The following is a 22126-nucleotide window of genomic DNA, read 5'->3' as shown; positions in this document are numbered from 1 at the left end:
CCGTGGTCACTATGACCAAAGAAGACGTCGATTCCACAAACGACGCCTCCGCGAAAAAAGCGGACAAGGACGCCGTCGACTCTGCTGCGGAGACGGATGCCACCGACACCGACGAGACCGAGGTCGAGGTCGAGGACGTCGAGCCGACGGCTGTGTCTGATTCGGAGGCACCTAGCTCGGACGACGCGAAGAGCAGCGCCGCGGGGTTGACCTGGGTACGTTATGCCGTCGTCGGCGCCGTTTCGGCGATTCTGATCGGCGCGCTCGTGTTCTCGGGTGTCGTCGGCTGGAAGGTATGGCGGCAGCACCAGATCGATGCGGCAGGACAGCAGGCACAAGCCATCGCCGTCCCGTACACCGAGATCTTGACCAGCATCGACACCAACAGCGTGGACGAGAACTTCCGGCAGATCCTCAACGGGTCCACCGGCGAACTCAAGAACGAGTTCACCAAGGCCAGCGTGCAGCTGCGTCAGCTGCTGGTCGACAACAAGGCTGCCGCGCACGGCAAGGTCGTGAACTCGGCGATCCAGTCCCAGTCTCCGGACAAGGTCGTGCTGCTGATGATGGTGGACCAGAGCATCACCAACACCCAACGGCCCGATCCGCGCGTCGACCGGAGCCGGATGAGAATCACGATGGAAAAGATCGATGGCCGTTGGCTAGCGAGCAAGCTCGAGTACCTGTAAACCGCCGGAAAGGTAATTCATGCGGATTTCTAAGCTCTTCGCCAGGCGGGTAGTCCGAGGGGTTGCCGGGGCGGTTGTCGCTGCAGTGGCGACCGGTACCGCGCTCAGCGGCGCGCCGCTGGCGGCAGCGTCGGCGCAGTCCTTCTGTGGCGAGCTCGGCGGCAACTTCGACGGGCTGTACTGCCGTACGGTGGTGTCCTCGCCGCGCAAGGCCGATCGCGATATCAAGGTCGCCATCCCAGAGTTTGTGGATAGCAACCCCGAGGTCCGCGAGTACCTGCGCAATCTGTACAACAATTGGAAAGCCAAGGGTTCTGACATGATTCAGGACAGCTATGGCGAAGAGAACTTCCAGGTGTTCAACCATGGCAGCACCACGTCGATCGTGTTCCATGAGGACTACCACGCCAACGGCCCGCAGGTGAACAACGCATACCGGACCTTCAACTATGACGGCGGTAAGCGAATCATGCTCAAGGACATCTTGAAGGGGGGCGACCTGGGTGCCATTCCACCGATCGCCGAGCCGTTCATCATCGAGGCGCTGGACCGGTCGGCACCGGGGCACACCCCGCAGACCTACCCGTTCACGCCCGACCGCTGGACCCCGGACAAGGTGTACTCCGGTGCGTACAAGGCGTGGGCGCTGACACCGGATGAGCTGATCATCTACATGCCGGATTACCCTGTGGCGCACGACTATCCGATCGACTACTCCCCCGGCCAGCGGGTGTACTCGATGGATGGCGGCAGCGTGGAGGCGCATATCCCGATCGGCGCCATCGCACCGATCCTCCGACCTGGATATGGCGGGTAGTCGACGACCCGGACGGCCAACCGGACCCGGCGTCGATGTCGAACGGCGACGTGAAGAACTGCTCGACGCGGCCGAGCGGGCGGTCAGAACGGGCGGACCGCAGGTAGGGCTTGCCGAGGTGGCTCGGCAGGCTGGATTCGTCAGGTCGGTCGTATATGCCATCTTTCCCAGCCGGGCATCCTTGCTGACGGCGTTGAGCCAACGGCACGCGGCTCAGATCCTCGTCAAAACGGGAAAGAAAACTCCGAGCGACGCGACCGACCGCCAACGCCTCGCCGCCTTCATCGACTCTCTCTGCGAATGGATCGAAGAGGAACCCGAGCTCTATCGAATGCTCGGCGGGCAAGCGTTCGTCGGCGACGACGATACCCACGGCCTCTTCGAGCAGCTGGCCGATAGCGCGGAGCTGCTGCTCACCATGAATCTCTCAGCCCAGAACTCAGAGACCGCTGCCGCCGGTCCCTGGTCGCGCGCCATGATTGGGGCGGTGGCGGCCTCGACGGCATGGTGGCGCCGGACCGGCACGATGTCGAGGGCCGATCTCGTCGAGCATCTGACGGTCATGTGCTGGGAGGGCGGGGCACGACTTCCGTTATTCAACGGGCCCCTTCGCGACAACCCTTGACACCTACACCTTAAACAGACAGGCTGTCGGTTATGACCGTAACTGACAGCCTGTCTGTTTCATCCCCTGCGCTGGTCACTCCCCCAGCCCTGCCCGACCACGGCGCTCCCTCCCGCTTCTGGGAAAGCATTCGCGGCGAGGAAGATCTCGCCGTCACCGAGATCACCGGCACATTGCCGCCCGAGCTCACCGGAACGCTCTACCGGAATGGTTCGGGGCGTTGGAACATTGGCACTTCCCAGGTCAAGAGCCTGTTCGATGCTGATGGCATGGTGAGCGCCTTCATCCTGGACGGCACCGGAGTCCACTTCCGCAACAGGTTCGTGCGCACCAAGCACTATCTGGAAACCACCAAGGCCGGGTCGATGGTCAAGCGTGGATTCGTCTTCCAGCGCCCTGGTGGCGCCATCCGGAACTTCGGACGGATGCCGGCAAATACCGCCAACACCAGCGTGATGCTCGAATCGAACTCGTTGCTGGCACTGCACGAAGGCGGCCGGCCGCATCGGCTGGACCTGGACACCCTCAACACCATTGGAGCATGCAGCCTGGGTGGCGCCCTGCAGGGTCCGGTGGGCGCCTACTCGGCGCACTACACCTATGACCCAATCAAGGAGAGCTACGTCAACTTCGGCATCGACCCCTTCTACCCCCGCATCGATCCCGCCTGGATACGCACGGCACCCAACGGCGCGGAGCGGGTACGCAGAATCAGGGAGCTGGCGAGCGAAGCGATTCCGCGTCTTAAGTTGCGGCTCTACGAGACCGATAAGTACGGACAAACCCACTACGTCCGGTCGGTACCGCTGCCCGGGTTGACGCGTATTCCGTTGATCCACGACATGGCGTTGACGCCGCGGTACGCGATATTCACCGCTTCGCCCTACCGGATCGACCCTCGCGCGCTGTTCGGCGGTGTCTCGATGTGGGACTCGATGAGCGTCAAAGAGGGTGAACCGACCTATCTCATCCTCGCACCGCGCGACGGCGGCAAGGTACGGGTGATCGAGACCGATCCGTTCTATTCATGGCACTACACCAACGCCTTCGATGACGGAGCCGATGTCGTGGTGGAACTGGCCCGGCTCTCCCTCGCGACGTTGCCCGGGATGAAGCGCTGGGGTGCGGATACCCGACTGGACATGAAGACCGTGTACGACGGCCTGACCAATACCGAACGTGACGACGCCGTACGCATCACCCGACTGCGTATCAGCGGCTCAGGCCATGTCACCGAGGACGTGGTGACGGACCTGGCGTGCGAGTTCCCTCAATTCGACCAGCGCCGTTCCACCCAGCATCACAACATCACCTACGTGGCGGTGCAGAGTGCCGACGACACCCAGGGCGCGGGTATCGCGCGAATCGACCACCGGACCGGAGACACTCAAAAGTATTGCCCGCCAGGAAATGCACTGGTCGAGCCGACCTTCATTCCGCGCAGCGCCGATGCCGCCGAAGAGGACGGATGGGTGCTGACGGTGGGTTACGAAGAAGCCTCACACCGCAGTCGGCTGATGATCTTCGACGCCGCACATATAGATGCGGGACCGACCGCCGAGGCATGGCTGCCCTTCCACGTACCGATGAGCTATCACGGCGTCTTCACAGATCGGATCGCCAAACACTAGGGCCGGGCCGGCGGTGCTGGAGCCTGTCGCTCACTCGACCCGTTCCAGCACCGCGCTTGCACCATGGCCGCCGGCCGCGCAAATCCCCAGCAGCGCAATGCCCTTACCGGTGAGTGCCAGCTCGTTTGCCATGGTGGTGACCATGCGAGCGCCGGTGGCGCCGAATGGGTGACCGATCGACACCGAGCCACCGTGCACATTGACCTTGTCGATATCGGGAGTGCCCACAGCCTCGGAGCGCCCCAGCCGGTCGGCCGCCCACTTCTTGGAGCCGAGCGCCTCCAGTACCGAAAGCGTCTGCGCGGCAAAGGCTTCGTGGATATCGAGGTAGTCTACGTCGGCGAGGGTCAGCCCCGCCTTCTCCAGCGCGCGCGGCATCGAGATCGCCGGTCCGATCAGCACCTCGTCGGCCGGGTCCACGCTCACATAGCTCCACGACCGGAAGGCCGCGAGCGGCCGCAGACCCAGCGCACGCGCCTTCGCTTCGCTCATGAGCAGCACCGCGGCCGCACCGTCGGTGAGTGGGCTGGCATTACCGGCGGTCACGGTGCCGTCGCGGTTGAAGACCGGCTTAAGCGTGGCCAGCTTTTCCACGCTGGTGTTCTCGCGGACCAAGCCATCGCGTGTGACGCCGTTGACGGGGATGACCTCGCGGTCGAAGCGCCCCGACTTGATGGCAGCGGCGGCGCGATGGTGTGAGCGGACCGCGAACTCGTCCTGCGCCTCACGGGTGATGCCGTGGATCTTCGCCATCTTGTCGGCCGACTCCCCCATCACCTCGCCGGTGGTGCGCTCCTCGATCTTGGGGCGGCGCGGCAGCAGCCCGGTGAACGGGGCGAGGCTCAGTGCGGCGTCGAGGTAGTCCTTTGGTTTGGGCTTGCCCAGTGCCAGCGGAGCGGCGGCATGAATGAGCTTCTGCGGCAAGTTGACTCCGGCGTTGGACGTGGAGTCCGATCCGCCGGCGATCATGACGTCGTATTCACCGCGCTCGATGGCCGCAGCCGCCGTGGTGATGGCCTGCAGGCCGGAGGCGCAGGCACGGGTCACGGTGTGTCCCTCGACGCCGTGGCCGAGCTTCAGGTCGAGTGCGATCTCACGGGCGATGTTCGGCGCACCGGCAGGCAGAATCACCCCACCCCAGACGATGGCCTCGATCTCGTTCGACGAGATCTTGGTGTTGTCGAGCAGACCGCGTACGGCCTCGTCGGCCAGCGCGATGGTATCGATCCGGGTGAAGTCGCCGAAGGCACGAACGAACGGGGTACGCGCGCCCGCGACGATGACGGCGCGACGCTTGGCAGGAGCAGTCATGGCGGCGAGCTTACTCGCGAGTCAGTTGCCCGTTTACGCGGGTGCATCGAGCGTAAACATTGGTACTGATCGCACGGTCAGGACGCCAGATCCCTCGCAAGCTTGGACGCACCCAGCGCCATAAAACCGCCGGTCAATGTCGCCCAGAAGAGCGCCGCCGGTCGCGGCAGATCGCCACGCACCACATGAGCGACACCGTGCGTGGTGTCAATGGTGTCGACCATCAGCGCCAATCGCTGCCACCGCGACCGCTCCGACTCGGGACACGTCAGATACCCCACACCCAGGGCTATCGCACGCGCACCAAATACCCTTGTCACATAGGACAATTCAGGGGTCGTCGGCACATGACTCAATCGTGCCATCAATTGCGGGACCGCCAAACCGGCAATCCCCGAAGCCACACGTCCGACCGCAATTCCTCGTAATGCCGTATTGAGACTCATGTCGGCGATGCTGCCAGCGTGACGCACTCCTGACACTGCCAACCGGTGCCAGATCCCGCCCGATCCCTGCCAATTCACCCGACGACGCCGCCGGGCCGCTGTCCGGGCATCGGTCCCCAGCAGCGGCCTGGCAGCTTCACTCTCGTGCGGGCTACGTGCCCGCGCCGGGACTGGCCGAGCCGTCCGCGGTGTAGGACTTGGCACCGGTCCCGGCCAGCTGGCCGCCCTCGACTATCAGGTACTCGTCGCGAATGGGCCGCCGCTCAAAGAAGTCCTCGAGAATCTCCCGGGTACCCGCGGCATACCGCGCCTGCGCCGACAGGGTGGTGCCGGAAACGTGTGGTGTCATCGCTTCGTGCGGCATGGTGCGCCACGGGTGATCGGGGGCCGGCGGCTGCGGGTACCAGACGTCACCGGCGTAACCGGCGAGCTGTCCACTACGCAGGGCATCGACCACCGCATCGCGGACCGTGATCTCGGCGCGTGCGGTGTTCACAATGTACGAACCGCGGCGCATGGAGTTGATCAGATTCGCATCGAACAGATGGTAGGTCTGCGGGTGCAGCGGGGCGTGGATGTCGACGATGTCGACAGAGCTCACCAACGATTGCACATCCGGGTGGTAGATGAGTCCGAGCTCCTGCTCCACCTCGGCAGGCAACCGGCGGGTGTCGAAGTAGTGCAGCCGCACATCGAACGGCTTGAGGCGGCGCATCACGGCCTGGCCGATGCGCCCGGCCGCGATGATTCCGACGTCGAATCCCTCAAGGTCATAGGCCCTTTCGACGCTGTCTGCGATGTTCCAGCCTCCGTCGACGACCCACTGGTGCGACGGCAGGTAATTACGCACCAGCGCAAGGATCTGCATGACGGCGTGCTCTGCGACGCTGATGCTGTTGCAGTAGGTGACCTCGGCAACGGTGATGCCGGCCTTGATGGCCGCATCCAGATCGACGTGGTCCGAGCCGATACCCGCCGTTAACGCCAGTTTGAGCTTGGGCGCCTTGGCAATTCGTTCCGCGCTGAGGTAGGCGGGCCAGAAGGGCTGGGAGATAACGATATCTGCGTCGGGCAGCTCCTTCTCGAACACCGAGTCGGGCCCGTCCTTGTCGGAGGTGACCACCAGCTCATGGTCCTGTGACTCCAGGAAGCGACGCAAGCCGAGTTCCCCGGATACACATCCAAGCAGTTCACCCGGGTTGAAGTCGATGGCCTCCGGCGTGGGCAAGGTCTGCCCGTCCGGATAGCCGCCGATGACCGGAATCGAATCTCGGGCGTATACGGGCGGATAGCCCGTCACCGGGTCGGGGTAGAGCACACACAAGATCTTCGCCATGACCACTCCTCTGCGGCAGTCCTGTGTGCCGCCAGTTCTTCTGATGCAGATGGCTTTTCAGCTATCCGATGCGTCCTTGTCGACGCACTCTCAGTTTCCGGCACAGGATGGTCGGGTGTCCAAGACCAAGTTCCGACCGCCCCATAGGCGGAACCGATCAGGGCAGGTCGAGCGCCGCAGTGGTCTGGACCAGTGCACGCGCAAGCAACGACGCGGGCTCACCCGCGGCACGCACCAGCGCCACTGGCGAGCCCAGCGTCGGTACCTGTAGTTCCACCGTTCGAGTTCCTGTCGGCGCAGGCACGGTGGCGAACCAGGTCCGTGCGACGATCGCCGCCCAGCGACCCGTGCCGACGAGGGCCAGCAGGGTGGCGACGGAGTCGGCCTCCAAACGTGGCGATACCGTCAGCCCATGCTCGGCGGCCGCCTCGTCGATCCGGTCGCGATCACGCATACCCTTGTGCAGTAAGCACATTGGCAGGCTCAACGCCTCCGACCAATCGATCGGATCGGAGGCGTCACGCAACAACCCCTCACCGGCCACCAGCACATAGCGTTCCTCGTAGAGACGGGTCACCTCCAGCCCTTCGGTCTGTAACCCGTCGTCGTAGACCACGCCCGCATCCAGCTCAAACCGGCGGATGCGATCCAGGATCTCGGCGGATCGCAGGCTGGACTCGATCCGTACCCGCACCAACGGGTGCTCACCGCAAAACGCATCGGCCATGAGCGCGACACGGGTCGCAGCGCCGGGTACCACGCCCAGCCGCAGTTCACCGGTGAGTCCGCTGCGCAACGCCGTCACCTCATGCTCCAGCGCATCACGGTCCGCGAGAATCCTTCGGGCCCAAAGGACCAAGCGGTCTCCCTCCGGGGTTAGTCCCTCAAAGTTCGACCCGCGCAATACCAAGGGGACACCCAGCTCGTGTTCGAGCTTGCGGATGGCCTCCGATAGCGCCGGCTGGGAGACGTAGCACGCCGATGCCGCACGGGCGAAGTGTCGTTCCCGCGCCAGCGCCACAAAATATTCGAGCTGACGGAACTGCATGGCTCGTTCTACCACGGGTGATCGGGTCTGCCTATCGACTCAGCGGCGACATCTCTTGGACAGGCACGCCCGGCGGCTCACACTGATCCTGTATCGCGGCCTCGACACCGTGATTGGCGTCGCCGCCGGGGTTGCCGCCGCCGTACTCGTCGGCAAGCCGAGAGCTACAGGATCTCGTCGATCGACTCGGTGGGGCGCGCCATCCGAGTGCCCTTCGCGGTCACCACGAAGGGACGCTGAATCAAGCGCGGATGCGCGACCATTGCGTCGAGCAAGGCGTCATCGGATGCGTTGGCGAGGCCGAGCTCCTTGTACTCCGCCTCGCCGGTGCGTGCCGCCTCGCGCACCGTCAGGCCCGCATCCTTGATGAGTGCCTTGAGCTGCGCCTTGGTGAGCGCATCGTCGAGGTACTTCACGACGGTGATATCGGCACCGGCATCCTCGAGCCGGGCCAGCGCCTGGCGGGACTTGGTGCACCGGGGGTTGTGGTAAATCGTCGCGTCCACAGCTTCAACTTACAGGTAGGGGTTCACGGCACGCCCGGTACAGCGCGAGCCTGACGACCGCGCTGCCTCATTCCTACCGCTCACCCCCCGAGCAAATTCAGACTCGGCAGCTAGGCCGAAACCCCGACCGGTGCAATACCATTGCGCTGACCACTTGTCAGCTTTCTGGAGAGGTTGAAGAACTTCTCCTAGATGGTTACGACCAATTTCCCGCTCGCGCTCCCCGCTTCCATAGCGGTATGCGCCTCGACGATCTGGTCGAAGGTATAAACACGATCGATAGGAATGTGGGTGTTGCCGGAGGCTGCGCCGTCGAGATACTCCTGCAGGACGTGTGCGGGCAGGTCGGCGGTGCCTCCGCCGTAGGAGGTCAGACGGACGCCCCGCGGGATGTAATCGATAGGGTAAAACTCATTGACTATCCACTGGTTGGACAGCATTCCGGTGAAGCACACCACCCCGTGAACGCGAGTGGCACGCAGGGTGTCCGGAAGCGTTGGTGTGCCAATGAGTTCCAGCGCGGTATCGACGCCGTCGGGCAGAATGTCTCGGACTTGGCGTGCGACCTGGCCGTCGTCGATGAGGACATGGTCGACACCGATCCCGACTAACGCGTCGGCCTTACCGCGGTTTCGCGTGGTGGAGAACACGGTCATATTGCGCTGTTTCGCCAGCACCGCAGTGGCCATCCCGATCGAAGAGGTGCCGCCCCGGATGAGAAGCGACTGACCGGCGCTGACGTCCAGTCCTACCGTCAGAGATCCGTACGACGTTTGCAGCATCTCGGGAACGGCACCCAGCGTGGCCCAGTCCAAGCCGCTGGAAAAGGCGGTCACCTGTGTAGCGGGCACACAGGTGTACTCGGCGTATCCGCCGTCGAACTCACGGCCCATGCCGCCCATCATGGCCATCACCTGCTGCCCGACCGCGAACTCACCGCCGGGGCAAGCTGCCACCACACCGGTGGCCTCGATACCGAGTACCCGCGGAAAGGTAACCCCTTCCGCCAGGCCCAAGCGGGTATGCAGTTCAGATCGATTCAAGCCGAAAGCTTTCACCGCAATGAGTACCCACCCGTTGACCGGTTCCGGGACCGGCAGCTCCCGGATCTTCAGGGCCTGCGGGGGCCCCGGGGCGTCCAGAACGATGGCCCGCATGGTGGTGGTCATGATGCCGTCCCATCCTTCACTGCTGTCTGTCCCGCGGCCGCGGCTTTGGTCAAGATCTTTGAGAACTGCTGCAACTCGCGAGCGGACAACACCGTCCCCAAGCGGCTCGAAAGTTCGTCCTCCAGGGACAATTTCGCCTTGGCCAGCAGGCGCCTACCGGACGAAGTCAACTCGATGGTCGAGGAGCGCCCGTCGTCTGGATTCGGTCGACGCCGGCAGTGATCGGAGCCTTCGATGCGGTCAATCAGCTTGCTGGTGCCGCCGACCGTGATTGACAGCTCGGTGGCAATGTCGTTGACCCGGCACGAGCCGCGCCGCCCGATGACGCGCATCGGCTCATACCGGCTCAGCGGCAGATCAAAATCGGCGCGCAGCCGTGCGTCCACGGCGTTCCACAAGCCGATTTCCCATCTGACCAGCTCGCTGAACAACAGCTCCAGATCTGCCATGGCCCATCCTCTCAACCTACTACTGGATTCCATGGAATATAGCAGGCCGGTATGAGGCAGTGCATTCCGCGGAATGTAATTCGACTTGATGACCAGCGTCCGTCATTCGCTAGCTGAACCTCATCGACCTAGTGAACCAATGCCTTGAAATTGGCTGTACTGTAAGGGCTTCCAGTCCACTATCGACGGCGTTGATAAATCCCGAGGTGAGCGCTTCCGGGGCCTACTTAGCGATTCGTGCCGCGGGTCAGGCTGGGCATGATGACATCGTCCACCAGCGTCCGGACCGTGTTGGCTGTCGGTGACCGCACGGGCAGTAACGAGCGGAACACCAGATACCCCGGCAACAGATCCCAGAGTTCCTCGTTGACGGCGGCCGCATCGATCTCGCCCCGTTCGACAGCTGCGTTGACCACGTCATCGATCAACAACTTTCGCTGATCAATGAACTCCGTCCGAAACGCCTTGGTCAAGGCGGGATTTCGCGCGATCTCGTTCAGCAGACCGCGCATGACGGGCGTATTGCGCCGGACATCGGCGAGAGCATTGGTCCCGATCTGCAGCAGATCCTCGCGTAGTGAGCCGGTGTTAGGCCGGACGAGCTGGGCGCGCATCCCCTCGATGAAAGCCGCCAACACCAATTCCGCCTTCGACGGCCAACGCCGATAGATCGTGGCCTTGCTGGCTTTCGACTCGGCAGCGACTTCGTCGACCGATAGGCGGTCGTATCCGTGCTGCTGCAACAGACGCAGAGTGACCGCCAGCAGCTCCACCTCACGCGGAGTCCACTGAGGTGCCCGCCGCCCCTTAGCCCCCTTAGTCAACCCCGTTGACACAGCGCTCCTCATCAGAGTACGGTACCGTACCGTTCCACAAGAATCTTATCGGCTCGACCCGCTATCGGTACCCGATTGCGGTCTGCCGACTAGCGAGAGGGCGTGGGCGCTGGTGCAAGGTCGGTTCTGGAGTCTCCTCAAGCGGTGGTGGACATTGGCCGTCGCGGCCAGCGTGATAGCGGTGGTGGCCTTCGGCGTTACTCGCCTACACGGCGTATTCGGCTCGAACATCGAGCTGTCTCGCCCCGGCAATGAGGCCATGGAGAACACCAACTACAACCCCAAACGCGTCCTCTTCGAGGTCTTCGGCACGGCCGGGAGCACCGCAACCATCAACTTCCTCGATGAAATGGCACAACCGCACCGCGTCGACAATGCACCGCTGCCGTGGTCGCACGAGCTGGTTACCAACGACCCCACCCTGTTCGCCGATTTGCGCGCGCAGGGCAACGGTGACGTAACCGGTTGCCGCATTACCGTCGACGGCATCGTCAAGGACGAAAGGACCGTCACCATCGTGAACGGCTACACCACCTGCCTGGACAAGTCCGCATGAGTGCCGGTCACGCCCAAGAGTCACGGGCCGCCAGGATAATCCGCAGGCTCGCGGTGCCGATCGTCTTGTTCTGGGTGGCCATCGCGGCGGTGACCAACGCCGCAGTGCCGCAACTGGAAGTGGTTGGCGAAGAACGTTCTGCCCCACTGAACGCCGCCGATGCACCGTCCACCATGGCGATGAGGCATATCGGCAAGGTCTTTAACGAGTTCGACTCGGACAGCTCGGCAATGGTCGTCCTCGAGGGTGACAAACCCCTTGGCGCGCAAGCACATCAGTTCTACAACACGCTGGTGCAGCGGCTGAATGAGGACCGTGAGCACGTGCAGCACGTCGCCGACTACTGGGGCGATCCGATCACGGCGGGCGGTTCGCAAAGCAAGGACGGCAAGGCCGCGTACGTGCAGGTCTATGTCGCCGGCAATCAGGGCGAGGCGCTCTCCAATGAATCCGTCGATGCCGTACGGCGCATCGTGGCAGACACACCCGCCCCGGACGGGGTCAAGGCCTACGTTTCCGGCGAGGCCCCCACCATCACCGATCAGTTCGAGGTGGGCAACGCGGGCGCCGCCCAAGTCACGCTCATCACCTTCGCGGTCATTGCCATCATGCTGCTGATCGTCTACCGCTCGCTCGGCACCACGGCGCTGGTTCTGGTGACAGTCCTTGTGGAACTATCGGCAGCGCGCGGAATTGTTGCGGCACTAGGACACACGGGAGTCATCGGCCTGTCGACCTATGCCACGAATCTTCTGACAATGCTCGCCATTGCCGCCGGTACCGACTACGCAATATTTTTCGTCGGCCGCTACCAGGAAGCACGCTCAGCCGGTGAGGATCGTCTGGCCGCCTACCAAACGATGTTCAAGTCCACTGCTCACGTGATCATCGGATCAGGTCTGACCGTCGCGGGCGCGTTGCTCTGCCTGTCGTTCACGCGACTGCCCTACTTCCAGACCCTGGGTGTGCCTGCTGCGCTCGGGGTGCTGGTGACCCTGGCTGCCTCGCTCACCTTGGCCCCGGCCGTGCTGATAATCGCCAGCCGCTTCGGACTGATGGAGGCCAAACGTGCGATGCGCACCCGCGGTTGGCGCCGCATCGGCACGGCAATCGTGCGCTGGCCCGGCCCAATTCTCGTCGTCTCTTGCGTGGTGACGCTGATCGGACTGCTCGCGTTGCCGGGGTACAAGACCACCTACGACGGCCGCATCTACATGCCGAGCTCGGTTCCGTCCAACGTGGGGTATGCCGCAGCCGAACGTCACTTCTCCGTCGCGCGACTCAACCCCGAGCTTCTCATGATCGAGACCGATTTCGATATGCGCAATCCCGCGGGCATGGTCATGCTGGAACGCGTCGCCAAGTCCGTTCTGCATGCCCGTGGCGTGGCCCTGGTCCAATCGATCACCCGCCCTCTCGGGACGCCGATCACCCACTCCTCCATTCCATTTCAGATAAGTGCGTCGAGCGCCAGCCAGCTGATGAATCTCTCCCAGCAGCAGAACCAGGCCCTGTACCTGTCTCAACAGGCCGATCAGATGACGCAAACCATCGCTGTGCTGAGACAGCAACTGGCACTTCAGAAACAGAGCGCCGCGATCACGCACGAACAGACCCAGGGATTCCAGCAGACGGTGGCGGTCGCCCAGGACTTGCGCGACAAGATCGCGAACTTCGACGACCAGTTCCGGCCCCTACGCAACTACTTCTACTGGGAACCACACTGCTTCGACATCCCCTTCTGCGCGGCGCTGAGGTCCGTCTTCGACGCCCTCGACGGTATCGACGAACTCGTCGATGCGCTCCAAACCGTCACCGGAAGCCTCAACAAGCTCGACGCTTTACAGCCCAAACTCGTGGATCTCATTCCACCCCAGATCGCGATACAGGAGAAGAACCGCGACCTGACCCAGTCCAACTACGCCATCAACAACGGCACCAATACGCAGAATGAGGAATCCACCCGCACCGCAACAGAGTTGGGCAAGGCTTTCGACGACGCGAAGAACGATGATTCGTTCTACCTGCCACCGGAGGCGTTCGATAATCCGGCGTTCAAACGCGGCATGAAGCTGTTCATGTCCCCGGACGGCAAGGCCGCGCGCATGATCATCACCCATCAAGGAGATCCGCAGACCTCCGAGGGGATCGAACACATTGACGCGATAAAGGAAGCTGCCTTCGATGCCGTCAAGGCAACACCGCTGGCCGACGCCAAGATCTATGTGGCCGGAACCGCTTCGGCGTACAAGGACATCGCCGACGGCCAGAAATACGATCTGCTGATGGCCGCGTTGGCCTCGCTTGGCCTCATCCTGCTCATCATGATGTTCCTGACTCGCAGCCTCGTGGCGGCCATGGTCATCGTGGGGACGGTGGCACTGTCGCTGGCGGCATCATTCGGGATGTCAGTAGTGGTGTGGCAGTACATCTTCGGAATTCCACTGTACTGGGTCATCTTCCCGCTGGCGGTCATCATCTTGCTGGCTGTCGGCGCAGACTACAACCTGCTACTGGTCTCCCGATTCAAGGAGGAAACCGGCGCAGGCTTGAAGACGGGCATCATCCGCGCCATTGCCGGCACCGGCGGGGTTGTCACCGCCGCCGGCCTGGTTTTCGCGGTGACAATGTCATCCTTCATCTTCAGCGATCTGCGCGTTCTTGGCCAGATCGGTACCACGATCGGCCTCGGACTACTCTTCGACACCCTCGTGGTGCGGTCGTTCTTGACGCCGGCGATAGCCACCTTGCTCGGCCGCTGGTTCTGGTGGCCCCTCAACATGCGAAGCCGCCCAGTGTCGAATCCTTTTGGGCCGAAACCATCCGGGACCGATGACGCCACCGGACCGATCTCCGTGCACGGCTGACGCTTACGCGGGCTGGTTCCACGGCGCGCTAGGAAGCGGAGCACCAGTCTCCAAGAATGACTTGAGGTTTGACAGCACGGCTGCCCATCCACCGCTTGCCTGTGCATACTCGGCCGGGTCCGCCAGATCGGCATGCGTGAGGGTGAGCCGCACGATGTCTTGGTATGGCTGAATCAGGAAGGTAACGGTAGATGTCGGCCCCTCGGCACCGCTCGCCGGGTCGGCCCAGGTGGTCACCAGCTTGCGTGGCGGATCGGCCTCCACCACGGTGCCCACCACATCGGCAATACCGGAACCGTCGACGCGTTGGTGTTCCCAGCGTGAACCCTGTTGCCAGTCAGAAACGTTCGCATGTCCCCAGTACTGGCCGCTCAGCTCGGGATCGGTGATGGCCTGCCACACCTTCTCCGGCGTGCTGCTGATGTAGGTGGTGTAGACGAAAGTTGGTTGAGACATGTTTGGCTCCTCAGCTCGCTGCTTGATCGCACTCAGCGCCCGCAGCCACGGGCGCTCGAACTTGTCGATCCACCGTTCCTGAATCTCTTGCAGCGGAACCGGATTGAGATAGTGCAGCTTCTCGCGGCCCCGCCGCACGGCACTGATCAGGTTGGCGGATTCGAGCACGCCCAGGTGTTGAGTCGCCGACTGTCGCGTCATACAAACGCCGTCGCACAGCTGACTCAGAGTCTGGCCGTTACGTTCATGCAGCCGGTCCAACAGCTCCCGTCGAGTTGGGTCGGCGAGAGCCTTGAAAACGATGTCCCAATGAGAATGGCCGGGCGCTGACTGCACCCGGCCATTATGCAGGTATTTACCTGCCTATTGCAACGGGTGTCTTTGTCGAGGCATTCACCCTGCTGAATCGGACGCCCTTATCGGCGACCTTCCCGTACTTGAGAACGGGCAGCTCACGGAAGTAGTTCTGGTACGAACGCCACGGGGCGGTCGGCACCTGGTGCGGCATCGCAGCGCCCGCACGCGAGATGTACCCGGAATCCAAGTCCACAAACGGCAGTCGCTCCGTGGTCTCGGGCTCGACCGGCCACACGACCGTCTGGCCTTCCTTGTCCATGTGTTTGAGCAGCCGGCACGTGTACTGCGACACCAGATCGGCACGCAAGGTCCACGAGGCGTTGGTGTATCCGAACGTGAAGATGAAGTTCGGGATACCCGTCAGCATCAGCCCCTTGTAGGTGACGCACTTCGACGGATCGACCTCGATGCCGTCGACGACCGGCTTGAGGCCAGCCGCCAGCTGAACGTTCAAACCCGTTGCGGTGACAACAATATCGGCCTCAAGCTCCTCGCCCGACTCCAGCAGGATGCCCTTCGGGGTGAATCGCGCGATCCGGTCGGTGACGATCGACGCGGTGCCCTTGCGCAGCACGCGGAACAGATCCGAATCCGGCACCACGCACAACCGCTGGTCCCACGGGTTGTACTTCGGGGTGAAGTGCTTATCCAGATCGAAATCGGGCAGCTGCCGCTTCAGTAGCGCACGCAAGATCCCCTTCATCCGCTCCGGGTCGCGGCGGCTCGTCTGGTAGCTGATGAAGCTGACCATCTGGTTCTTCCACTTCACGATCGGGTACGCGATCGAGGCAGGCAGCTTGCCCTTCAGTGCCACCGCCAGGGCGTCGGTGGACGGCAGCGACACCACGTAGGTGGGCGAACGCTGCAGCATGGTCACGTGGCCTGCCGTTCCCGCCATCGCGGGAACCAGGGTCATGGCCGTCGCACCACTGCCGATGACAACGACCTTCTTGCCTGCGTAATCCAGATCCTCCGGCCAGTGCTGCGGGTGGATCACCTGACCGGCGAAATCGTCGAGACCCTCGAACTCGGGCGTAAAGCCCTCGTCGTAGTTGTAGTACCCGGTGCAGCCCAAGAAGAACTCGCAGGTGAATTCGACGGTCTCGCCAGCGTGCTCCACCTGCAGCGTCCAGAGGCCCTGCTCGGAGGACCACTCGGCGCCGACGATCTTGTGCCCGAATCGGATCGACTTGTCCACGCCGTATTCGCGAGCGGTATCCGTGACGTATTCGCGGATGGACGTCCCATCGGCAATGCCCTTGGTGCTCGTCCACGGCCGGAAGTTAAAGCCCAGGGTGAACATGTCGGAGTCGGAGCGGATCCCCGGGTAGCGGAACAGGTCCCATGTGCCGCCGATGCGCTCGCGCGCCTCCAGTACCAGGAACTTCTTGCCCGGCACGTCGCGGGTGATGTGGCATGCCATGCCAATACCCGAGATTCCGGCGCCCGCGATGACAATGTCGACATGTTCGGTCATGACAGCTAGGCTATCGACGCAGTGTCGAGAAAGTCAACAGTGTGTCGAGAACTTCATAGAATGCGCAGGTAGACGTGACTAAACCGACGACGAGAGGCCGCAGGACGACGCGCCCCTCCGGGGATGATCGGATACAGGCCATCCTGGCGACCGCCGAGGAGCTGCTCGCACACCGTCCGCTCACAGATATCGCCGTCGACGATCTGGCGCGCGGAGCCGGGATCTCCCGGCCGACGTTCTACTTCTATTTCTCCTCCAAGGAAGCCGTCCTCCTCACGCTCGCAGAACGCATCATCGAGGAGGCCGACGCCAATGTCGCGGCCATCGACATAACCGGCATGAAGAGCCCGGCCGAGTACTGGCGCGCCGTGATCAAGGCCTATTTCGATGCCTTCGGTTCGCACCGTTCCGTCTCGGTGGCGTTATCGGGCGTACAGGGGACCAGCGCCGAGCTGGATCAACGCTGGTCGGAGGTGACCGAGAATTGGGTCGCCATGACAGCTGTCGGCATCGACGCCGAACGAGCTCGTGGTGCCGCTCCGGAAACCATTCCCTCCCGCGATATCTCGATCGCGCTCAACCTCATCAACCAGTCGATGATGCAGGCGACCTTCACCGGTCAGCAGCCCGCCGTCGAGGATGACAGGGTGGTCGATACGCTGCTGCACGTCTGGCTCAACGCGATCTATGGAGAACTCCGTGAGAATTCGTAGTGCGGTGCTGCATTCGGCACCTATCGACCGGCCCTACCGCGACACCCATCCACTAAAAGTCGTTGAGCTGGAACTCGACCCACCCGGCCCCGGCGAGGTGCTGGTACGAATCGAAGCGGCGGGCCTTTGCCATTCGGATCTGTCGGTTGTCGACGGCAACCGCGTCCGACCGGTGCCAATGGCCCTGGGGCACGAAGCCGCCGGTGTCATCGCCGAAGTCGGCCCCGGTGTTCGCGACGTCTCCCCCGGCGATCATGTGGTGCTGGTGTACGTGCCGAGCTGCGGCGCCTGTCGGTACTGTTCCTCGGGTCGCCCCGCCCTGTGCCCGGACGCCGCTGCGGCCAACGGTCGCGGCGACCTGATCCGCGGCGGCACGCGCCTGCACGATCTGGACGGCACCGAGATCCGTCACCATCTGGGCGTGTCGGGCTTCGCGGATCATGCTGTAGTGGACCGTAATTCGGTGGTCGTCATCGCTCCGGACGTTCCCCTGGACACCGCCGCGCTCTTCGGCTGCGCCATGCTGACCGGTTTCGGGGCGGTCGTCCACACCGCCTCGGTGCGCCCCGGCGACTCGGTCGCGGTGCTCGGACTCGGCGGCGTCGGCCAGGCCGTCGTGATGTCGGCGGCCGCCGCGGGTGCCGGCGAGGTGCTCGCCATCGACCCCGTACCCGCCAAACGCGAGCTGGCCCTAGAACTCGGGGCCACCAGCGCCTGTGCACCAGAGGACGCCCCCGGCGGCCACGACTGGGTGTTCGAGGTGGTCGGATCGGCCGCGGTGCTGGAGCAGGCGTACGCGCTCACTGGCCGCGGCGGCGGCACCGTGTCGGTGGGCCTACCACACCCCGACGCACGGATCACGCTGCCCGCGTTGAGCATTGTGGCCGAGGGGCGCAGCATTCTGGGCTCATACATGGGATCGGCGCAACCGCAACAGGACATCCCGGCGATGCTGGCGCTGTGGCGGGCCGGTCGACTACCGGTGGAGAAGCTCAAGTCCGACGACCTACCCCTCGCCGATATCAATATCGCCCTGGATGCGTTGGCCGACGGCCAGGCAGTCCGGCAGATCCTGCGCCCGGGCGCGGTGACGGCATGACCAAGCCAGAACTGCCCACCAAGGCCGACTTCCCGGTACATCTGCGGCACCAAACCCGTTGGGCCGACAACGATGTCTACGGGCACGTCAACAACGTCGTCTACTACGCCTGGTTCGATACCGCCGTCAACGGCTGGCTGATGAAGGCCGCCGGATGCGATATCCGGGACTTGCCTGCCATCGGCGTCGTCGCCGAAACCTCATGCAAATACCTGGCCGAGGTGTCCTTCCCCGATGAGCTGTCCATCGGCCTTGCCCTGGAGCACCAGGGCCGCAGCAGCGTCATCTACAAGCTCGCAGTGTTCCGCGTCGTCGACGGTGAAGTCGAAAGCGCACCCCGCGCATTGGGCAGATTCGTCCATGTCTATGTGGACTCCGACGCGCGCACTCCCGTTCCCATCCCCGAGCAGGTCACTACAGCTCTCGAACAGTTGAGGTAACAGCACATGCCATCCCTGCACCGCGCCGAAGGCGTGTACACCCTTGAACTCGGAACCGACGAGAACCGTTTCACCACAGCCAATATCGATCAGATCAACGCGCTGCTCGACGAGGCCCTCGCGGATGAGACCCCGGCCGCTCTGGTTGTCACCGGGAGCGGCAAGTTCTTCTCCAACGGGCTGGACGTCGACTTCCTGGGCACCAACCCCGACAAGCTCAGCTGGTACATCACCGAGGTCCAGAAGATTCTGGCGCGCTTCCTCGTGTTCCCCACGCCCACCGTCGCCGCCGTCAACGGTCATGCCTTCGGTGCCGGAGCCATGGTCGCGCTGGCCTGTGACTACCGGGTGATGCGCGTCGATCGCGGATTCTTCTGCCTGCCCGAGGTCGACCTCGGCATGCCGTTCACGCCCGGTATGGCGGCGCTGTGCCAAGGCAAGATGACACCACAGGCGGCGTCCGCCACCATGCCCAGCGGCCGGCGGCTCGGCGGCGCCGAGAGCCTGGGTTACCAGATCGTCGATGCAGCCGTCGACGAGGGCCAGGTGCTCTCTACCGCAACAAGTTTCGTAGCGCCATTAGTGGGCAAGAACCGGGACACGCTCGGCACGGTCAAGTACGGGATGTACGGCTCAATCGTCCCACTGCTGCTCGCCGGATTGGGGTCGTGACAACAAGGCCACGATGGACAGCGCGACCGCGATAGCCGACACCGCGATCGCGACCCAGAACCCGTACCCCGTCACGATCGGGGCCTTGATATTGGTGCGGTAGTACAGCAGTTCCAGCCCCAGCAGCCCAAGTGCCAGAACGCCCGCGGCGATCGGCGCAACGCGGTGCAGGATGTTCTGCCCCACCATGCATCCGGCCACCACGAGTAGCGCCGATACCAGCAGAATCATTTGTCCCGCACCGAATCCCGCTGGAAGTACGACGGATCCGATGGCACCACCAATGGCGTTGGCCCTGCCTCCACCGCTGGCCGAGGTACGCAGCCACGGAAGCCAGACGCTGACCGCCATCACCAGACCGGCGAATGCGATCAGCCACCCGGCGCGTCTCATGGCAATTGCCCCGGAACGCATTTGACCAGCATCGCCTTCAGAGAGCGGCGTTCGTCGACGGAGAGCTTCTCCATGACCTCGTTCTCGGCAATGGTCACCGCCTCGACCGCCTTGTCCAGCTGGGTGCTGCCGCGCCGGGTCAGGCGAGCTGGCAGCGACCGGCCGTGGTCCGCATTCTCCGGACGGCTGATGAGCCCCTCCTCTTCCAGCCGGTGCAGCACCGCGTTCATTGCCTGTCGGGTAACCATGGCCTGCCTGGCCAGCTCCGAATTGGACATGCCGGGAGAGGTCTGCAGGATCCGCATGCAGATGTACTCGGGCAGGCTGAGGCCAATCGGCTCCAGCCGGGCCGCGACCTTGCCGCGCAGCGATGTCGCGGTACGGGTCAACAAGTACCCCAGGGTCGCGGTTCCGTCGGTTTCCATGTCAATGATGTTGACTTATGTCAGTTCCGCTTACAAGCAGGTCCCCACGCCGTGTCGGGCGCGGGGACCTTTGTGCTTGCTACCGGGGACTAGTCGGACGACGCCTTATGCGAGTCGCTGTGCGAGGAACCGTTCGAGGCGCTCGAGTGCGAGTCGCTCGATGAGGAGCTCGAGGCGGACTCCGACTTACCGGTGGTCGACGCGGCACTCTCGGGCTTCTTCGCAGCTGAAGAGTCATTTTCGGACTTCTTCGGTGCGGACCCCTTGTCGGACTTGGCGTCCTTGGAATCAGCCTTCTCGCTCTTGTCTCCCTTGGCCGAGTCTTCGGTCTTCGGCGCAACCCCGCCGCTGACCTCTCCGACCTTGGTGACCGGGGTGGGCAGTTTGACCTTCGGCACGTTGACCTTCGGCTCCGCAGGCTTGGCGGCATCAGCAGGAGTCGCAGGCTTGACGGGCTCAGCCGGGGTGGCTGGCTTGACCGGCTCGGCGGGGGTGGCCGCTTCCACGGGCTTGGCCGGCTCAGCCGGAGTCGTCACCTTGACCGGCTCCACCGAGGTGGCTGGCTTGGCAGGCTCGGCCGGAGTCGTCGCCTTGACCGGCTCCACCGAGGTAGCCGCTTCCACAGACTTGGCCGGCTCAGCCGGAGTCGTCACCTTGACCGGCTCCACCGAGGTGGCGGGCTTCGCCGCTTCCTCGAGGGTTCCGGGCTTCGCGACCTCCGACTTGACGACGTCAGCCTTTGTGGCATCGGATTGAATCGCCGCAGCGTTCGTGATCAGCTTCGACGAGGGCGTGACCAGCGAGGTGATGCCCGGAATGGTCGGGATCGTCGGCAACGTCTGCGACGGAATACCCGCCAAGTACGACAACACCGCAGCCGGAACACCCGGCAACTGACCAATGGCCGTCACAAAGTCATTGATCACCTTCTGATTCGCCGCCGCATTCAACTGCCCCGTCACAAACCAGAACGGGACGTTCACCGGCAGCGTCAACGCCCCACCCAACACCGTGAACACCGGCTGAATCGCCGTAAACAAACTCGGCGCCGGCGCAGCAGCCGCAGCCGTCGGCGCAGCAGCAGCAGCCAAAGGCTTCACCGTCGGAGAAGCCGCCGCTGACGTCAACCCCGGAATCGACGGGATCGTCGGCAACGTCTGCGACGGAATACCCGCCAAGTACGACAACACCGCAGCCGGAACACCCGGCAACTGACCAATGGCCGTCACAAAGTCATTGATCACCTTCTGATTCGCCGCCGCATTCAACTGCCCCGTTGCAAACCAGAACGGAATGTTGAACGGCAGCGTCAACGCCCCACCCAACACCGTGAACACCGGCTGAATCGCCGTAAACAAACTCGGCGCCGGCGCAGCAGCCGCAGCCGTCGGCGTCGCGGCCGGACCCTGGACACCCGGCAAGGTAGCCAGCGAGCCGATGCTGGCGGGCGAGAGCGTGCCATCGTTCGACATCAGGACATACGCCTGTGTCGACACTGTCCGATGTTGTTCCGGACTGGCGCTAGGAGTTTGGATCGTGAGCGCGGAAGCCGACGCGGCGATGCAAATACTGCAAACCGTCGCGGCCGCCGTCGCACGAAGTCGTATACGCACGTAAACCACCCCTTCTGGGCAAAGCTTGTGAATAGGCTGGAAGTAACCTGGAGAACTCGCCATAAACGTAGGGCACACTGCACCATGCCGCCGACCAGGAACTCGATAGTTTTCCTAGCCGTAAGTCAAATATCTCCCGGGCGCCACCGAGGATTGCCCAGGGATTCTCCGAATCAACCAGCGGTTGGGCAAATC

At 63.4% G+C, this 22126-nt stretch carries 23 protein-coding genes; 10 read left to right on the top strand and 13 right to left on the bottom strand.

Going from position 1 to position 22126, the window contains the following annotated elements:
- Nucleotides 1–2: 2 nt before the first annotated feature.
- From MLB1_RS17810 to MLB1_RS17795, 4 genes are read left to right on the top strand one after another with little or no spacing between them, the layout of a single operon-like run.
- On the top strand, nt 3–689 hold the full coding sequence (locus MLB1_RS17810) for a DUF3329 domain-containing protein (protein WP_180751159.1): 687 nt from the start codon (nt 3–5) through the stop codon (nt 687–689).
- 19 nt (nt 690–708) lie between these two features.
- Nucleotides 709–1506, top strand: coding sequence for an RsiV family protein (locus MLB1_RS17805; protein WP_255485995.1), 798 nt, complete (start codon nt 709–711; stop codon nt 1504–1506).
- Nucleotides 1496–2131: a TetR family transcriptional regulator gene (locus MLB1_RS17800; RefSeq protein ID WP_180751158.1), complete on the top strand. Its 636-nt coding sequence runs from the start codon at nt 1496–1498 to the stop codon at nt 2129–2131. Before MLB1_RS17805 ends, MLB1_RS17800 begins: the two co-directional genes overlap by 11 nt.
- A 32-nt stretch (nt 2132–2163) precedes the next feature.
- Nucleotides 2164–3762, top strand: coding sequence for a carotenoid oxygenase family protein (locus MLB1_RS17795; RefSeq protein ID WP_180751157.1), 1599 nt, complete (start codon nt 2164–2166; stop codon nt 3760–3762).
- A 30-nt stretch (nt 3763–3792) separates the two neighbouring features.
- Here MLB1_RS17795 and MLB1_RS17790 read toward each other — a convergent pair whose 3' ends face one another.
- The 8 genes from MLB1_RS17790 to MLB1_RS17755 all read right to left on the bottom strand — a co-directional run bounded on the left by MLB1_RS17790 (nt 3793) and on the right by MLB1_RS17755 (nt 10875).
- Nucleotides 3793–5073, bottom strand: coding sequence for an acetyl-CoA C-acyltransferase (locus MLB1_RS17790; RefSeq protein WP_180751156.1), 1281 nt, complete (start codon nt 5071–5073; stop codon nt 3793–3795).
- 77 nt (nt 5074–5150) lie between these two features.
- Entirely contained in the window at nt 5151–5519 is a 369-nt protein-coding gene (locus MLB1_RS17785) for a hypothetical protein (RefSeq protein WP_180751155.1), read from the bottom strand.
- A gap of 151 nt (nt 5520–5670) precedes the next feature.
- Entirely contained in the window at nt 5671–6855 is a 1185-nt protein-coding gene (locus MLB1_RS17780) for an NAD-dependent formate dehydrogenase (protein WP_180751154.1), read from the bottom strand.
- Nucleotides 6856–7012: 157 nt separating this feature from the next.
- Nucleotides 7013–7903, bottom strand: coding sequence for a LysR family transcriptional regulator (locus MLB1_RS17775; protein WP_180751153.1), 891 nt, complete (start codon nt 7901–7903; stop codon nt 7013–7015).
- 164 nt (nt 7904–8067) lie between these two features.
- A complete protein-coding gene (gene arsC / locus MLB1_RS17770; RefSeq protein ID WP_180751152.1) occupies nt 8068–8409 on the bottom strand; it encodes an arsenate reductase (glutaredoxin) in 342 nt (113 codons plus the stop codon).
- Between the two features lie 188 nt (nt 8410–8597).
- Nucleotides 8598–9578, bottom strand: a complete 981-nt coding sequence (locus tag MLB1_RS17765; protein WP_219603242.1) for a zinc-binding alcohol dehydrogenase family protein — start codon at nt 9576–9578, stop codon at nt 8598–8600.
- A complete protein-coding gene (locus tag MLB1_RS17760) occupies nt 9575–10027 on the bottom strand; it encodes a MarR family winged helix-turn-helix transcriptional regulator (RefSeq protein WP_180751151.1) in 453 nt (150 codons plus the stop codon). Before MLB1_RS17760 ends, MLB1_RS17765 begins: the two co-directional genes overlap by 4 nt.
- A gap of 227 nt (nt 10028–10254) precedes the next feature.
- Nucleotides 10255–10875, bottom strand: coding sequence for a TetR/AcrR family transcriptional regulator (locus tag MLB1_RS17755; RefSeq protein ID WP_180751150.1), 621 nt, complete (start codon nt 10873–10875; stop codon nt 10255–10257).
- 100 nt (nt 10876–10975) lie between these two features.
- Between MLB1_RS17755 and MLB1_RS17750 the strand changes: the two genes are divergently transcribed.
- Complete coding sequence (locus tag MLB1_RS17750) at nt 10976–11419, top strand: MmpS family transport accessory protein (protein WP_180751149.1); 444 nt, start codon at nt 10976–10978, stop codon at nt 11417–11419.
- Nucleotides 11416–14286, top strand: coding sequence for an MMPL family RND transporter (locus MLB1_RS17745; protein WP_180751148.1), 2871 nt, complete (start codon nt 11416–11418; stop codon nt 14284–14286). The genes MLB1_RS17750 and MLB1_RS17745 overlap by 4 nt, the downstream gene beginning before the upstream one ends.
- Nucleotides 14287–14289: 3 nt before the next feature.
- Here MLB1_RS17745 and MLB1_RS17740 read toward each other — a convergent pair whose 3' ends face one another.
- Both MLB1_RS17740 and MLB1_RS17735 read right to left on the bottom strand, forming a co-directional pair.
- The gene (locus MLB1_RS17740; protein ID WP_180751277.1) at nt 14290–15045 is read right to left on the bottom strand and encodes an SRPBCC domain-containing protein; all 756 of its coding nucleotides are present in this window, start codon (nt 15043–15045) and stop codon (nt 14290–14292) included.
- Between the two features lie 52 nt (nt 15046–15097).
- Nucleotides 15098–16576, bottom strand: a complete 1479-nt coding sequence (locus MLB1_RS17735; protein ID WP_180751147.1) for an NAD(P)/FAD-dependent oxidoreductase — start codon at nt 16574–16576, stop codon at nt 15098–15100.
- 74 nt (nt 16577–16650) lie between these two features.
- Between MLB1_RS17735 and MLB1_RS17730 the strand changes: the two genes are divergently transcribed.
- Genes MLB1_RS17730 through MLB1_RS17715 form a run of 4 tightly spaced genes read left to right on the top strand, consistent with a single transcriptional unit; the run spans nt 16651 to nt 19500 of the window.
- Complete coding sequence (locus MLB1_RS17730; protein ID WP_180751146.1) at nt 16651–17289, top strand: TetR/AcrR family transcriptional regulator; 639 nt, start codon at nt 16651–16653, stop codon at nt 17287–17289.
- The gene (locus tag MLB1_RS17725) at nt 17276–18388 is read left to right on the top strand and encodes an alcohol dehydrogenase catalytic domain-containing protein (protein ID WP_180751145.1); all 1113 of its coding nucleotides are present in this window, start codon (nt 17276–17278) and stop codon (nt 18386–18388) included. Before MLB1_RS17730 ends, MLB1_RS17725 begins: the two co-directional genes overlap by 14 nt.
- Nucleotides 18385–18828 carry a thioesterase family protein gene (locus MLB1_RS17720; RefSeq protein WP_180751144.1) on the top strand — a complete coding sequence of 148 codons (444 nt, stop codon included), beginning with the start codon at nt 18385–18387 and terminating at the stop codon, nt 18826–18828. The genes MLB1_RS17725 and MLB1_RS17720 overlap by 4 nt, the downstream gene beginning before the upstream one ends.
- A 6-nt stretch (nt 18829–18834) precedes the next feature.
- On the top strand, nt 18835–19500 hold the full coding sequence (locus MLB1_RS17715) for an enoyl-CoA hydratase/isomerase family protein (protein ID WP_180751143.1): 666 nt from the start codon (nt 18835–18837) through the stop codon (nt 19498–19500).
- On the opposite strand, the gene MLB1_RS17710 is transcribed toward MLB1_RS17715, so the two are convergent.
- The 3 genes from MLB1_RS17710 to MLB1_RS17700 form a co-directional block, all read right to left on the bottom strand.
- Nucleotides 19462–19893, bottom strand: a complete 432-nt coding sequence (locus MLB1_RS17710; protein WP_180751142.1) for a hypothetical protein — start codon at nt 19891–19893, stop codon at nt 19462–19464. The genes MLB1_RS17715 and MLB1_RS17710 overlap by 39 nt on opposite strands.
- Nucleotides 19890–20318 carry a MarR family transcriptional regulator gene (locus tag MLB1_RS17705; protein ID WP_180751141.1) on the bottom strand — a complete coding sequence of 143 codons (429 nt, stop codon included), beginning with the start codon at nt 20316–20318 and terminating at the stop codon, nt 19890–19892. Before MLB1_RS17705 ends, MLB1_RS17710 begins: the two co-directional genes overlap by 4 nt.
- 89 nt (nt 20319–20407) lie before the next feature.
- On the bottom strand, nt 20408–21814 hold the full coding sequence (locus MLB1_RS17700; RefSeq protein WP_371750641.1) for a hypothetical protein: 1407 nt from the start codon (nt 21812–21814) through the stop codon (nt 20408–20410).
- Nucleotides 21815–22126: the final 312 nt, after the last annotated feature.

Origin of the sequence: Mycobacteroides sp. LB1 (assembly GCF_013449725.1) — a bacterium.
GTDB lineage: Bacteria > Actinomycetota > Actinomycetes > Mycobacteriales > Mycobacteriaceae > Mycobacterium.
This window is presented reverse-complemented; position numbering and strand designations above follow the sequence as displayed.

What these genes read in the sequence shown, in the direction of transcription:
- MLB1_RS17805 (WP_255485995.1), top strand. Translation starts at nt 709, where the DNA reads ATGCGGATTTCTAAGCTCTTCGCCAGGCGGGTAGTCCGAGGGGTTGCC.
- MLB1_RS17800 (WP_180751158.1), top strand. Translation starts at nt 1,496, where the DNA reads ATGGCGGGTAGTCGACGACCCGGACGGCCAACCGGACCCGGCGTCGAT.
- MLB1_RS17795 (WP_180751157.1), top strand. Translation starts at nt 2,164, where the DNA reads ATGACCGTAACTGACAGCCTGTCTGTTTCATCCCCTGCGCTGGTCACT.
- MLB1_RS17790 (WP_180751156.1), bottom strand. Translation starts at nt 5,073, where the DNA reads ATGACTGCTCCTGCCAAGCGTCGCGCCGTCATCGTCGCGGGCGCGCGT.
- MLB1_RS17785 (WP_180751155.1), bottom strand. Translation starts at nt 5,519, where the DNA reads ATGAGTCTCAATACGGCATTACGAGGAATTGCGGTCGGACGTGTGGCT.
- MLB1_RS17780 (WP_180751154.1), bottom strand. Translation starts at nt 6,855, where the DNA reads ATGGCGAAGATCTTGTGTGTGCTCTACCCCGACCCGGTGACGGGCTAT.
- MLB1_RS17775 (WP_180751153.1), bottom strand. Translation starts at nt 7,903, where the DNA reads ATGCAGTTCCGTCAGCTCGAATATTTTGTGGCGCTGGCGCGGGAACGA.
- MLB1_RS17765 (WP_219603242.1), bottom strand. Translation starts at nt 9,578, where the DNA reads ATGACCACCACCATGCGGGCCATCGTTCTGGACGCCCCGGGGCCCCCG.
- MLB1_RS17760 (WP_180751151.1), bottom strand. Translation starts at nt 10,027, where the DNA reads ATGGCAGATCTGGAGCTGTTGTTCAGCGAGCTGGTCAGATGGGAAATC.
- MLB1_RS17755 (WP_180751150.1), bottom strand. Translation starts at nt 10,875, where the DNA reads ATGAGGAGCGCTGTGTCAACGGGGTTGACTAAGGGGGCTAAGGGGCGG.
- MLB1_RS17745 (WP_180751148.1), top strand. Translation starts at nt 11,416, where the DNA reads ATGAGTGCCGGTCACGCCCAAGAGTCACGGGCCGCCAGGATAATCCGC.
- MLB1_RS17735 (WP_180751147.1), bottom strand. Translation starts at nt 16,576, where the DNA reads ATGACCGAACATGTCGACATTGTCATCGCGGGCGCCGGAATCTCGGGT.
- MLB1_RS17720 (WP_180751144.1), top strand. Translation starts at nt 18,385, where the DNA reads ATGACCAAGCCAGAACTGCCCACCAAGGCCGACTTCCCGGTACATCTG.
- MLB1_RS17715 (WP_180751143.1), top strand. Translation starts at nt 18,835, where the DNA reads ATGCCATCCCTGCACCGCGCCGAAGGCGTGTACACCCTTGAACTCGGA.
- MLB1_RS17710 (WP_180751142.1), bottom strand. Translation starts at nt 19,893, where the DNA reads ATGAGACGCGCCGGGTGGCTGATCGCATTCGCCGGTCTGGTGATGGCG.
- MLB1_RS17705 (WP_180751141.1), bottom strand. Translation starts at nt 20,318, where the DNA reads ATGGAAACCGACGGAACCGCGACCCTGGGGTACTTGTTGACCCGTACC.